The following is a 12778-nucleotide window of genomic DNA, read 5'->3' as shown; positions in this document are numbered from 1 at the left end:
CCTAAGCCCGGTGCGCGACGCGTTCGCCGAGCAAACCGGCAGGGCGGAAGACCAGCACCAGGATCAGCACCATAAAGGCGAAAATATCCTGGTAGTTGCTGCCGAAGACGCCGTGGGTCAGGTCGCCGAGATAGCCTGCGCCAAGGGATTCGATAAGGCCCAGCAGCAGGCCACCGATCATCGCGCCACGAATATTGCCGATGCCGCCGAGCACCGCGGCGGTAAAGGCTTTAATGCCGGGCAGAAAGCCCATGGAGAAGCTGGCATTACCGTAGTTGCTGGCCATCATGACGCCAGCCAGCGCGGCGAATATGCCGCCGATGGCGAAAGTGAGGGCGATAATTGCGTTAGGGTTAACGCCCATTAGCGTGGCGATGCGCGGATTTTCCGCTACCGCGCGCATACCGCGACCTAAACGGGTGTACTCCACCAGCAGCCACAGGCCAAGCATCACCGTGAAGGCCAGCGCGACGGTGACGATTCCGGTGACGGTAACGAGAGCCGGTGGATGCGCTGCGCTGCCGTGGGTCACGGCGATCGCATCCATTGGCAGGATCTGCGGGAACATCAGCGGATTGCGCGACCAGACGATCATCGCCACGGTTTGCAGCAGCACCGAGACGCCGATCCCGGAGATCAGCGGCGCCAGGCGCGGGGCGTTGCGCAGGCGGCGGTAGGCAAAGCGTTCGACCGCCATCGCCAGCAGGGCGCAGACCGTCATGGCCAGCAGCAGCGCCAGCCCGAGCTGCGCCAGCGGTGGCAGAGTAGGGAAATGCGCGTTCAGGGCGTGCATCCCGGAAAGGGTGGTCAACGCGCCGACCATCAGAATGTCGCCGTGGGCAAAGTTAATAATGCGCAGGATGCCGTACACCATGGTATAGCCAAGCGCGATCAGGGCGTAGATGCTGCCGAGCATGACCCCGTTGATGATTTGTTGTATGAGTGTGTCCAACTGATTGTTCCGACAAGATGCTCAAATAATAGCTACCATCCAACAAATGAATTAAATTGTAAAATACGCATATATTCTTTCTTATTATAAATGTGTGGTTAACTATCATTATGATTTTAAATATAATTTAATAACTCGCCGGATAGCGTAATGCGCTAAGAAAATCAACATATGAAAAAAACAGAACAATCAGAAGCGCCGGTTAGCTGGTCGGAGAGTACGTTGGCCAACGATCCGCCGCTGCGGGCGGTGCGCGCCTTCGAGGCGATCGCACGCCTGGGCAGCGTGACCCTGGCGGCGCAGGAGCTGGCGATATCGCCTTCGGCGGTCAGTCATCAGCTTAAGGTGCTGGAGGGCTATTTGCAGATCCCGCTCACCGAACGGCAGGGGCGGCGGCTGACTCTCAGCCAGCAGGGGCGGGAGTATTATCGCTCGATCCGCGCGGCGTTTAACGTGCTGCGTCAGGCCACCGAGCATCTGGTCGAGCAGGTGCAAACCCAGCAGGTGACGATCAGCCTGATCCCGCTGTTTGGCATGGGCTGGTTTATTCCCCGCCTGCCGTCGTTCGTGCACGCGAACCCGCATACCGAAATCAACGTGGTTTATGCTAACCACCGCAACTATCTTAGCGACGCTTCCGATATGTCGATCCGCTTTGGCAACGGTCACTGGGTGGGCTATCAAAGCGAAAAGCTGATTTCCGGCAAAATGGTGCCGGTATGCAGCCAGGCCTTTTTGCGCCTGCACGGGCATATTGATACCCCGGAACAGCTGTTGCAGATGCCGCTACTGCACGATGAGGAGCGCACGACCTGGAATCAGTGGTTTGTGCAGCAGGGCGTGAAGCGCCCGCCGCGCTCGACCGGGCCGCTGTTTGAGGATGGCCTGTTGACCCTGGCTGGCGTACAGGCAGGGCTGGGCTGCGCGCTCATGCGCGAGCCGCTGATCGCTCCCTATCTGAAGCGCGGTGAGCTGGTGAAAATCTTCGATGCGGCAATTGATGATGGCCGGGATTATTATCTCTGCGTGCGTCAGGATAGCGAGATGACCCCCAACGGTAAGCTATTGCAGAGCTGGCTACGCCAGCAGGCCCTCGGTTGATATTTACTTAAGAATTTACTTAATCCAGTTCACACTTTTGTTCGGTCGCCATTGTCATTACGCAGGGGCGCTTAGATAATCCGCCGAAATAACCCATTTTTATGATGGCGTGCTACTGCGAAAGCAGGCAAGACCAAAATAGAAATGCTCTCCCGCCAAGGGGAGCGTCTCTGTTTTGGTCTTTTTTTTTGCCCCAACACCAGGGAACACTATGAACTATAACGAAACAGCAGACAAAATCCTCCACGCGGTGGGCGGTGCGGAAAATATCCGCATGCTCACCCATTGCGCGACCCGGCTGCGCATGGAGTTCAATGACCGCGCAAAGGTTAACGATGCGCAGATTGGCTCCCTCCCCGGCGTGATCAGCGTGGTGGAGAAGGGCGGCCAGTTCCAGATTGTGATCGGCAACGAGGTGCAGCAGGTTTACCGACGGCTCAATAAGGCGCTGCCGGAGAAGAAAGGCCCGGCAGGCGGCGATAAAAACGCGAAGCCGGCCGGCATCGTCGCCCGGATTATCAGCGTCATTTCGACCACCTTTACCCCGGTGATCCCGGCGATTACCGGCGCGGGGATGATTAAAGCGCTGCTGGCCATTCTCAAGCTCACGGGGGTGATTAGCGAAACCAGCTCGACGTATCAGCTGCTGAATATTATTGCCGACGCCGCCTTCTTCTTCCTGCCGGTGCTGCTGGCCTACGGCGCGTCGCTGAAGTTTGAATGCAATCCGATTCTGGCGATGACCCTCGCGGGCGTGCTGCTGCATCCGGGCATCGGCCAGATGCTGGCGGCCGGTAAAGCGGTCGATTTTGTCGGCATCAACGTCCTGCTTTCCGATTACGCCGGTTCGGTGCTGCCGATTATTCTGACCGTGTGGCTGATGTCGTGGGTGGAGCGCTTCGCCGAAAAAGTGTCGCCATCGATTATCAAGTTTTTCGTTAAGCCGATGCTGATCCTGCTGATTACCGCGCCGCTGGCGCTGGTGGTGGTCGGCCCGGCGGGCATTTTGCTTAACGATCTGGTCGCCGCCGGGGCGGGCGCTATCGACCGCCACGCCAGCTGGTTAATCCCGATGCTGATGGGCACCCTGCAGCCCTTCCTGATCATTACCGGCACCGCCTGGGCGATGACGCCGATCGCCACGGGTCAGCTGAGTAAAAGCGGTTACGAGATGATTAACGGCCCGGGGATGCTGGCATCCAACGTGGCGATGGGAGCGGCGACGCTGTGCGTGGCGCTGAAAACCAAAAATAGCAACCTGCGCCAGCTGGCCTCTTCGTCGGGCTTTACCGCGCTGCTGGGGATCACCGAACCGGCGCTGTACGGGGTGCTGCTCAAGTTCCGCCGGGTGCTGATTGCCGCGATGATCGGCGGCGGCTGCGCCGGGGTCTACGCCGGGGTGAGCGGGCTGGTGCGCTACGCGTTTGTCTCGCCAGGCCTCGCTGCGCTGCCGGCGTTTATCGGCGAAAACCCGATGAACATCGTCCATGCGCTGGTGACCTGCGCGATTTCCATCGTGGTGACCTTTACCCTGACCTGGTTTATCGCTTTTAAAGACGTTCCTGAGGAACAAGACGCGGTGAGCGAGACGCCGCAGCCTGCGGTCAGCCCGACAAGCGAGGGGGAGACCGAAGTATTCAGCCCGCTGCGCGGCCAGGTGGTGGCGCTCAGCGACGTGAACGACGACGTCTTTTCCGGCGGCCTGCTGGGCGAGGGGCTGGCGATTCGTCCCGAAGAAGGGGTACTGCGCGCGCCGTTTAGCGGCACGGTAATGATGTTTCTGCCCTCCTGCCACGCCGTTGGCCTGCAGAGCGACAGCGGTCTTGAGCTGCTGATCCATATCGGTATCGACACCGTCAATCTTAACGGCCAGCACTTTAGCTCTACGCTGAAGGTGGGTGATAGGGTGGAAGCGGGACAGGCGCTGATCCGCTTTGATATTCCCGCCATCGAACAGGCCGGATACGACCTGATTACCCCGGTGATTGTGGTCAACGGCGACGCGCAGCGCGCTCTGCGCCTCACCGCCGCCGCGCAGGTGGATTACGGCGAACCCCTGATGGTGCAATCCGCTAAGGAGGCGCAGGTATGATTTATCAACAGCAGGCCCGGTTCCCGGACGGTTTTCTGTGGGGCGCCTCCACCTCGGCCTATCAGGTTGAGGGCGCGTGGAATGAAGACGGTAAAGGGCCGTCGGTAGTCGACATGCTTAGCCATCCGCCGGGAACGGCGGACTTCCGCATCGCCAGCGACCACTATCATCGCGTAGAGGAGGACGTCGCGCTGATGGCGCAGATGGGGCTGAAGGCCTACCGTTTTTCGGTGGCCTGGTCGCGAGTGATACCTGACGGCGATGGCCCGGTGAATCCGGATGGGCTGGCCTTTTATCACCGCCTGATCGACGCCCTGACGCGCCACGGGATCACCCCCATCGTGACGCTCTACCACTTCGACCTGCCGTGGGCGCTGGAGCTAAAAGGCGGCTGGCTGAACCGCAAAACCGGGGAGGCATTCGTGCGCTATGCCAGGCTGCTGTTCAGCGAATTTGCCGCCAAAGTTCCGCTCTGGCTGACCATCAACGAACAGAACACCATGATCCTGCATCCCGGCGCGATTGGCGTGCCCGCCGATCGTGAACTGCCGGATAAGAAGGCGCTGTACCAGCAGAATCACCAGATGATGCTGGCCCAGGCGCAGATCTTCGCCCTGTGCCACCGTGAGTTCCCCGGGCTTCGCATCGGCCCGGCGATAAACACCACGTCGATGTACGCCGAAAGCTGTAAGCCGGAGGACGCCATCGCCGCGCATAACTGGGAGACGCTGCGCTGCTGGAGCTTTTTGGATGTTGCGGTGCATGGGCGCTACAACGCCCTGGCGTGGGCCTATATGCAGGATCGCGGCCTTGCGCCGGAGGTGCAGCCGGAAGATGCGCTGATTTTGCAGCAGGGGAGGCCGGACTTTATCGCCATTAACTACTACTCGACCGCCACCATTGCCGCCAGCCGGGGCGACGGCGGCGACGTTGCGCCCCGCGCGGGCGATCAGCAAATTATGCTGGGCGAAGAGGGGGTTTATCGTCCGGCGGAAAATCCGTGGGTTGGCAAAACCCCTTACGGCTGGGTTGTTGACCCGGTGGGGCTGCGCCTGACGCTGCGTAAAGTGTGCGAGCGCTACGGACTGCCGATTCTGATTAGCGAAAACGGGATGGGCGCGCCGGACAAACTGGAGCATGACGGGACGGTAAATGACGACTATCGCATCGCCTTCTTACAGGCGCATATCGAGCAAATGCGGCTGGCGATAGCCGACGGCGTTGAGCTGATGGGCTACTGCCCGTGGGCGGCGATTGACGTGGTCAGCACTCACCAGGGATACGCCAAGCGCTACGGTTTTATTTATGTCGATCGCGGCGAGGATGACCTGAAGCGCCTGCAAAGGATCCGCAAACGCAGCTTCTGGTGGTATAAGGATGTCATCGCGCAGAACGGCAACCACGACGAGTCGCAGAGATGATTGTTCAGAAGGTGCTCAATAATAGCCTCGTGCTCTCTATGGACGACGATAACAGGGAGGTTATCGTCATGGGGAAAGGCATTGGTTTCAATAGCAGACCCGGGGACGAGATCGCCCCGGAGAAGATAGAGAAGCTGTTCGTGACCCAGACGCTCGGCGCGCGCAGCGGCTATCTTGAGGCGCTCTCCGCCATTCCGGATGAGGTCATCGAAATGGCGGCGATGATTATTTCCCGCGCCAATCTGCAGCTCGCCGGCAAGGTTCGCGAGCAGATTTTCTTTACCCTCGCCGACCACCTGACCTTTGCCATCGAGCGCAGCCGTAAAGGGATCGCCATTCAAAATCGCCTGCTGCCGGAAGTCAGGCGTTTTTATCCGCAGCAGTTCCGCGTCGCCAGCGAGGCGGTGACGATTATTCGCCAGCAGTACGGGATTGAACTGCCGGAGGAGGAAGCCGGGAATATCGCCTTTCATCTGGTAAACGGCCAGAGCGAGGGCGACGACGTGGCGCAGACCATGCAGTCGGTGAAAATGCTGAAGGATATTTTTAATCTCGTGCAGTACCACTTTAAGCAGCAGATAGACACCGAATCGATAAACTACTCGCGCTTTCTGGTCCATATGCAGTTTTTCCTCCAGCGTTTACAGGAGGGGGAGCTGGACGGCGCGCGGGACAGTTTTCTGCTGGTGCAGGTGATTAAGGCGTATCCGGACGCATACCGCTGCGCGCTGCTAATCCGCGATTACGTCAAAGCCCAGCTCGATATCACCCTCGGCGGCAACGAGCTGCTGTGGCTCACCGTTCATCTGGTGCGGATCGCGGGACTGGATGCGTGATTGTGTTCTTTTAATGGGGCGTAATAGCTATTTCTGTTTTTTTTATGGGACATGAGCTCTTTGGAATGACTGAGTTGGCTCATTTGTAGTGTTCTATAAACAGGTTATAATCGCTAACTACGTTCTATTAATAAGACAAGAGAAGCATTATGGCAAAGCCGTCAACCCGAACCTACTCTCGTTACAGTCGCGATGCAGCACGGTTGCTGGGAATGATGATCCGCACCGCACGCATAGAATCCAGACTCACTATCGAGGAGCTGGCAGAACGTGCTGGCGTGTCGCGTGGGCTGGTTTATCGTGCTGAGGAAGGCGATATGGGATGTGCGATTGGCGCGGTATTTGAACTGGCGACAATAGTGGGCGTGCCGCTGTTTACGCCAGATCGTTCTGCTCTGGCGTTACATATTGCTAATGCAGAGAAAACGCTGTCATTAATGCCGCGTGCGGTTCATCACTCAAGGAAGGTGATAAATGATGACTTCTGAGAATAGCCTTGAGCAAGTGTATGTCTGGATCTGGCTGCCTGGAGCAACAGAACCCGTTGTCGCCGGAGTGTTAAGCAGAGACAACGGTCGGTTTATTTTCAACTACGGCCGCAGTTATCTGGAGCGGAAAGAGGCGATAGCGGTTTATGTGCCGGAGCTTCCTTTAGTCAGAGGCGCAATTGTACCTGCCCCTGGTTTGCAAGTGAAGTGGACAGAAAACTCTTCTGGGGAAGGATGTTTTTTAATCCTTTCATATTTGAAGGCGCGCCAGAAGAGATTTTGAGACTACGTAAGTCGTGGCTTTAATGCGTCCGGTGCCACTGCATTTTCAACGCGGCAAGACAAATAGTCCGTTAACGCGTTTCGATAACCTTTTAAACCTCCGTAGTATCACCGATGCCGAAACTGCAGCGTCGCCGGCAGGTAGCGCTGTAGCGGCTCAGGCGCATTGCCGTCAATCAGCTGGCTGATTAAATCGTAGCAGTGCCAGGCCAGCTGGCGGTTGTCCTGCTGGACGGTATCAATACGCAGCGACAGCGAATCGTAGAGATAGTGATCGTCAAAACTTGCCAGGTGGATGTCTGAATCCAGTAAATGGTGCTGGCTCATATAGCGCAGCACCCCTTCCAGCAGACCACAGGCGGCGGTAAACAGCGCCTTTGGCGGCCGGCCCAGGCGCGCGCAGAGGGCGGCGAACATCTCATAGCCGGAGCTGGGGTGATAGTTGCCGTTGATCACCCACTCCGGGCGCAGCGCAATGCCCGCCTGAGTCAGACCCTGCGTAAACCCGGCCAGGCGATCGCGGGAGGGCGACAGACGCGGCTGGCCGCCTAAAAACCAGAACTCATCGTGATGCTGAGGCGCGATGCGGGAAATCAGCTCCGCCGTCGGGGTAATCGAATCGGTCATCACCAGCGGCAGCGCGCTTTCAGTAGGACAGCGGTCAAACAGCACCACCGGCAGCTGTTCGCTGAGCTTCAGGTAGTCGGCATCGCTGTGCATACAGGAGGCGACGATCAGGCCGTCGACCTGGCGGGCAATCATGTTATTGACCACCATGCTCTCCTGACCGGGGTTTTCATCGGTACAGGAGATCAGCAGCTGGACGCCCGCTTCGCGGCACAGCATCTCCAGCTCATGGGAAAAGACCGCAAAGCCGTAGTTGGTGATCTCCGGCACCACCAGGCCGATGGTGTGGCTGCGGTTATCGCGCAGCGAGCGGGCGTGAATGCTCGGCTGATAGTGCTGCTCGCGGGCAATCGCCAGCACGCGCTCGCGCGTTTCCTGCGCCACGCGCAGCTCCTTGCCACGACCGTTCAGCACCAGGCTGGCGGTCGCTTTGGAAACGCCCGCCAGTTCGGCGATATCTTTAATGGTTACGCGTTTGGTTTTCATTACGACGCCATGAGCCTGAAAGCAAAACGCTTATTCTATCATGCATGTTCGCAGCGGCCAGTAGCAGAATGCATCCGGCGCGCTGCCGGAGAAAATCAGCTGCGCCGGATAATCCGGGAAGCAGCGGCTGCTCATCACCCCCTCGCCGTCGTTGATGAAAATCTCCACGCTCGACCGATCGATGAAAATCCGCAGCGAGCGCACCTCGCCGCGCCAGTAGCGATAGTGCATTTCGTCGCTGGCGAGGCTGCGTCGCGCCAGACGGATACCGCTGGCGTCGCGCTCCAGGGTTAACGCGCCGCCGAAATCAAGGCTTAGCGCGTCGTCGCCGGCGGTTTGCAGCGCGATTTCCATCGGCGCCAGCGGCAGTGCGTTCCCCTGCCAGCCGTGCGCCTCCCCGCGCAGGGCGGTCAGCTCGCGCAGCGGATGCTGGTAGAGCCGGCCGTCGATAAATTCCAGCTCGCGCAGGCAGGTCATCTGGTGGATCCAGCCGCTGGCAAGCGTCGGCTGAAGCATCTCTTCGCCGTCCGGGACGCCCATCCAGCCGACCAGCAGGCGGCGGCCATCGCTGGTGTGCATGGTTTGCGGGGCATAAAACTCAAACCCTGCGTCCAGCTCGTGCAGCTCGCCGTGTTTGAACGCGGCGCGATGGTCGTCGAAACTACCGGCCATCCACACCGCCGGATAGGTATTGAGGAAGCGCTCTTCTTCGCGGGCAATCCCCTGCGGGCAGCAGATCAGAATATGCTGGTCGCCGAGCGGAAACAGATCCGGACACTCCCACATATAGCCGGCGTCGTCGAGGCCATTGAGGCCGTAGCCGGCGATTTCGCCCTCGCTGCGCCACTGATGAAGGTCCGGGGAGCTGAACAGCAGCACCTTACCGCGCTTTTGCCGATCCTGCGCACCCAGTACCATGTACCAGCGGTCTTTATGCCGCCAGACCTTCGGGTCGCGCACGTGGCCGGTATAGCCCTCCGGCAGCGGCAGGACCGGACCGATTTTGCGGAAGGTACCGTCGGCGTTTTCCGTCGCCAGGCACTGCCACGCGGTTCGGCCGCCGTCGTCAAACTTCACGTTGCCGGTATAGCACAGGGTGAGCGTACCGTTGTTATCCACCGCGCTGCCGGAGTAGCAGCCGTTGCGGTCGTACTCTTCATCCGGCATCAGCGCAATAGGCTCATGCCGCCAGCGCAGCAGATCCTCTGAACTCCAGTGCGCCCAGCACTTGAACTTATGATCGCAGGCGAGCGGGTTCCACTGGTAGAACAGATGATAGCGCCCGGCAAACTCGACAAAGCCGTTGGGGTCGTTCATCAGCCCGGTCACCGGCGCATGGTGCCAGCGTGGATAATGGCTATCGGCCAGCGCGCGCGGCTGGCCCTGCATAACGGCCTGCAAAATCGCAGGCAGACGTGATGGTAGTGACATTATTCAGCGTCCGTTTTGTATTTCAGCAGCAGAGAGACGACGAAAGCGACGCCAAAGGCGATGACCATGCCGATAATGTAGTTCAGCAGCGAGCTGGCCTGCACGATGGCCATGCCGGGAATCGCCGTCAGGCCGACTGCGGTCATATAGACGTGCACTGACACGACCCACGCGCCGCCCGCCGCGCCGCCGATCAGCGCCGCGATAAACGGCTTCATGAAGCGTAAGTTGATACCAAAAATCGCCGCCTCGGTGATGCCCAGCATAGCGGAAAACGCCGAGGGCAGCGCGATGGCTTTGATTTTGACGTCTTTGGTTTTAAACCATACCGCCAGGCAGGCGCCGCCCTGGGCGACGTTGGCCATGGACCAGATCGGCAGCAGGAAGTTGACCCCGATGGACGGGTTGCCCAGCAGCCCGGCTTCGATGGCGTGGAAGCTGTGGTGAATACCGGTAATGACGATAACCGAATAGAGACCGCCAAACAGCAGCCCGGCCAGCCAGCCGGCGTGGCTAATCAGAGTGCTGAGGACAAACGAAATGCCGTCGCCGAGCGCGCGACCGGCCGGGCCGATAATCAGCAGGGCGATAAAACCGGAAATAATCACCGTCAGGAACGGCGTCAGGATCAGGTCCAGGGCATCGGGGATCGCGCGGCGCAGCTGCTTCTCAACGATGCTCATAAACCATACCGCCAGCAGCACCGGGAACACCGTCCCCTGATAGCCGATCATGGCGATTTCGAGGCCGAAGAAGTTCATGGTATGGAAACCGGCGGCCACGCCCCAGGCGTTAGTCAGCGCCGGGTGGGTCAGAATGCCGCCGAGCGTCGCGCCGAGATAGGGGTTACCGCCGAATTCGCGGGCCGCGGTAAAGCCAATCAGGATCGGCAGAATGATAAACGCCGCCGAACTGCACATATCCAGCATGATGTAGAGGGCGTTGCTCGGGTCAACCCAGCCGTAGGTTTTGACCATCCCCAGCAGGCCCATCAGCAGGCCGGAGGCGACGATAGCCGGGATAATCGGTACGAAGATGTTCGACAGCAGGCGCGCGATGCGCTGGAAAGGATTAAGCTTTTTCGCCGCGATGTCGGCGGCCTCCGATTTGCTGGATTCGCTTATACCTGCCGCCTGAATAAAGGCGGCGTAGACTTTATTCACCACCCCTGTGCCGAAAATAATCTGCATCTGCCCGGCATTGCGGAAACAGCCCTTAACCCCTTCAATTTTACCGATAGCCTGCTGGTCGGCCAGCGCGTCATCGACCAGCACCAGGCGCAGGCGTGTGGCGCAGTGCGCGGCGCTGGCGATATTTTCCTTGCCTCCCAGAAGCGGAAGCAGCGAGCGGGAAATCTGTTCAAAATCCATAGTACCCTCTGAATGCGTAAAAAAATTCGTGTTGTCGTCCCGCGTTAACGGGGGCGCAGTCTCTGCGTCGTTATTGTGTCCGGGGCGATGAAAGGCGCGTCGTCGCCCCGGAGGGGCCTGTCGTCAGGCATTCACCGTCAGAACCAGGTTTCCATCTGCATACCGAACGACCATTCGCCGCCCGAGGTAAAACCATTGCTGCCCAGCGCGTCATCGCTGGCGTAATTATTCAGTTTTTTGCTCCAGTCCATCCACGAGGTGTAAAGGCGGATTTCAGGGCGGCTGAAGAAATCACCGATGCTGCCGACCTTAAATGTCGGGGCGAAGGTGAGCTTGTAGAAGCTACCGTTTACCGCATGACGATCGTTATAACCTTCGGGTTTGAGATCCATATACTGGTAGCTGCCTTCGTAAGCGAGAGCGAAGTTCTGGTTGATCTCCTGGATCAGGCGCATGTTGAGCGTGGCCCACTGATAGCTGTCGCCATCGGCATAACGGCCTTTACTGCTTTGCGCCAGGATCGCCGGGGCGATAGACCAGTTTTCGCTGAGCGGGGTGGTGCCATAGCTGGCGAAGCGCCAGGTGTTGGCTCCCGACCGTAGCGCGCCGTCAGAGCCGATACCTTTAACTTCCGCGCCCAGGCCGTGACCGTAGAGCAGGGCGGTTTTGCTGGTGCCTTCACGCAGACCGTAAAAACTGTCGTTGTGCAGGCCGAGCAGCGTATGTACCCCGGTATTTGCCGCATCGCCTTTGACCGGGTTACCGTTGGTATCCTGACGGTCGTCGTTGTCTTTTGCCCGCATCCCGCTGACCATCACCTGCACCGGACCGATGAAGTTGTTCATGCTGAGGATATAGTTCTGCACGCTGTTGCTCGAGTCAGCAATATCGCCGAAATTGCGCCCGTAAAGCGAGAGGTTGCTGCGGATGCTGTCGTTCCACCTGACGTCGTAAATACCGCCGCCGGTACCGGCGAGGAACACAACGTCAGAGTCAATCCAGTGAATATCAAAGTTGTCGCGGTCGAAGCGTTTCCCGGCCCACAGGGTGGAGCCTTTAAACGCCCCTGTGAAGGTGGGCAAGTTGCCCAGTTCGACAAAGGCCTGACGAACGTTCAAATCGCTGCTGCTTGCCGTCCAGTCGTTATAAGTGGTTTGTCCGTCGGCGACCATCACTTTGAAACGGGTCGTCGCGCCATTATCCAGGGTCTGCTTGTGTTCAAGGTTCATTTCAACATAGGTATCGGCCTGGTTTCCCAGACGACCGATAGCCCCGCCGGTTTCCCCCGCTGGCGTCATGTAGGCGCCGGATTTGGTGCTGGCGGCGGAATCATTCATTATCACGCCGGAGCGGGCGTAGCCGTGAAACTCAAAGCCGCTTTTCTCATCGGCCTTCTTCTCGAGTTTGGCGGTACGTTGAACCACTTCCTGCGTCGTGTCCTGATTTTTCTGCTGCTGCGCGGTGAGCTGCTGGACCTGTTTCTCCGCCGACTCGGCGCGGTTTTCCGCAGTTTGCGCCCGGTTTTCCGCCTCCTGCAGGCGTTTTTCCAGGGCGATCAAACGGGCTTCGATCGTGCTGAGATCCGTTTGCGCGTGGGCTGAGGCGGCGCCGGTTAGCAAAGCGATAAGGACGGCGAGTGTGCTTTTTTTATACATGCTGGTTGCATCCCGAAAGGAAAATGTAAAATGTCAT

Annotated in this window: 11 protein-coding genes; 6 read left to right on the top strand and 5 right to left on the bottom strand. The window is 58.8% G+C overall.

Annotated elements, in window-relative coordinates; translation table 11 throughout:
- Position 1: 1 nt before the first annotated feature.
- Entirely contained in the window at positions 2-952 is a 951-nt protein-coding gene (locus ABLU67_RS09730; protein ID WP_134899212.1) for a branched-chain amino acid ABC transporter permease, read from the bottom strand.
- Between the two features lie 171 nt (positions 953-1123).
- Here ABLU67_RS09730 and ABLU67_RS09725 point away from each other — a divergent pair, with 171 nt between their 5' ends.
- From ABLU67_RS09725 to ABLU67_RS09700, 6 genes are all read left to right on the top strand, one after another.
- On the top strand, positions 1124-2053 hold the full coding sequence (locus ABLU67_RS09725) for a LysR substrate-binding domain-containing protein (RefSeq protein WP_025107100.1): 930 nt from the start codon (positions 1124-1126) through the stop codon (positions 2051-2053).
- A 211-nt stretch (positions 2054-2264) separates the two neighbouring features.
- Positions 2265-4145 (top strand): beta-glucoside-specific PTS transporter subunit IIABC, encoded by a 1881-nt coding sequence (locus ABLU67_RS09720; protein WP_049101522.1) that lies wholly within the window; start codon positions 2265-2267, stop codon positions 4143-4145.
- Positions 4142-5566, top strand: a complete 1425-nt coding sequence (locus tag ABLU67_RS09715) for a glycoside hydrolase family 1 protein (protein WP_348852277.1) — start codon at positions 4142-4144, stop codon at positions 5564-5566. Before ABLU67_RS09720 ends, ABLU67_RS09715 begins: the two co-directional genes overlap by 4 nt.
- Complete coding sequence (locus ABLU67_RS09710) at positions 5563-6402, top strand: PRD domain-containing protein (RefSeq protein ID WP_014228254.1); 840 nt, start codon at positions 5563-5565, stop codon at positions 6400-6402. The genes ABLU67_RS09715 and ABLU67_RS09710 overlap by 4 nt, the downstream gene beginning before the upstream one ends.
- A 149-nt stretch (positions 6403-6551) precedes the next feature.
- Complete coding sequence (locus ABLU67_RS09705; RefSeq protein WP_032694593.1) at positions 6552-6890, top strand: helix-turn-helix transcriptional regulator; 339 nt, start codon at positions 6552-6554, stop codon at positions 6888-6890.
- Positions 6877-7173, top strand: a complete 297-nt coding sequence (locus ABLU67_RS09700; protein ID WP_032748533.1) for a hypothetical protein — start codon at positions 6877-6879, stop codon at positions 7171-7173. Before ABLU67_RS09705 ends, ABLU67_RS09700 begins: the two co-directional genes overlap by 14 nt.
- A gap of 107 nt (positions 7174-7280) precedes the next feature.
- Here ABLU67_RS09700 and ABLU67_RS09695 read toward each other — a convergent pair whose 3' ends face one another.
- The 4 genes from ABLU67_RS09695 to ABLU67_RS09680 form a co-directional block, all read right to left on the bottom strand.
- Positions 7281-8285: a LacI family DNA-binding transcriptional regulator gene (locus tag ABLU67_RS09695; RefSeq protein ID WP_049079246.1), complete on the bottom strand. Its 1005-nt coding sequence runs from the start codon at positions 8283-8285 to the stop codon at positions 7281-7283.
- 30 nt (positions 8286-8315) lie between these two features.
- A complete protein-coding gene (locus tag ABLU67_RS09690) occupies positions 8316-9716 on the bottom strand; it encodes a sucrose-6-phosphate hydrolase (RefSeq protein ID WP_064378344.1) in 1401 nt (466 codons plus the stop codon).
- Complete coding sequence (locus ABLU67_RS09685) at positions 9716-11086, bottom strand: sucrose-specific PTS transporter subunit IIBC (protein WP_014837718.1); 1371 nt, start codon at positions 11084-11086, stop codon at positions 9716-9718. The genes ABLU67_RS09690 and ABLU67_RS09685 overlap by 1 nt, the downstream gene beginning before the upstream one ends.
- A 137-nt stretch (positions 11087-11223) precedes the next feature.
- On the bottom strand, positions 11224-12741 hold the full coding sequence (locus ABLU67_RS09680; protein ID WP_004848527.1) for a carbohydrate porin: 1518 nt from the start codon (positions 12739-12741) through the stop codon (positions 11224-11226).
- Positions 12742-12778: the final 37 nt, after the last annotated feature.

It is taken from the genome of Klebsiella sp. GN_Kp190 (assembly GCF_040061795.1).
GTDB classification, from domain to species: Bacteria; Pseudomonadota; Gammaproteobacteria; order Enterobacterales; family Enterobacteriaceae; genus Klebsiella; species Klebsiella michiganensis.
The sequence above is the reverse complement of the archived record's forward strand: the minus strand, read 5'-3'. Positions and strand labels throughout refer to the sequence as shown.

Coding starts and splice junctions, on each gene's coding strand:
- ABLU67_RS09725 (WP_025107100.1), top strand. CDS start 1,124: ATGAAAAAAACAGAACAATCAGAAGCGCCGGTTAGCTGGTCGGAGAGT.
- ABLU67_RS09720 (WP_049101522.1), top strand. CDS start 2,265: ATGAACTATAACGAAACAGCAGACAAAATCCTCCACGCGGTGGGCGGT.
- ABLU67_RS09715 (WP_348852277.1), top strand. CDS start 4,142: ATGATTTATCAACAGCAGGCCCGGTTCCCGGACGGTTTTCTGTGGGGC.
- ABLU67_RS09710 (WP_014228254.1), top strand. CDS start 5,563: ATGATTGTTCAGAAGGTGCTCAATAATAGCCTCGTGCTCTCTATGGAC.
- ABLU67_RS09705 (WP_032694593.1), top strand. CDS start 6,552: ATGGCAAAGCCGTCAACCCGAACCTACTCTCGTTACAGTCGCGATGCA.
- ABLU67_RS09700 (WP_032748533.1), top strand. CDS start 6,877: ATGATGACTTCTGAGAATAGCCTTGAGCAAGTGTATGTCTGGATCTGG.
- ABLU67_RS09695 (WP_049079246.1), bottom strand. CDS start 8,285: ATGAAAACCAAACGCGTAACCATTAAAGATATCGCCGAACTGGCGGGC.
- ABLU67_RS09690 (WP_064378344.1), bottom strand. CDS start 9,716: ATGTCACTACCATCACGTCTGCCTGCGATTTTGCAGGCCGTTATGCAG.
- ABLU67_RS09685 (WP_014837718.1), bottom strand. CDS start 11,086: ATGGATTTTGAACAGATTTCCCGCTCGCTGCTTCCGCTTCTGGGAGGC.
- ABLU67_RS09680 (WP_004848527.1), bottom strand. CDS start 12,741: ATGTATAAAAAAAGCACACTCGCCGTCCTTATCGCTTTGCTAACCGGC.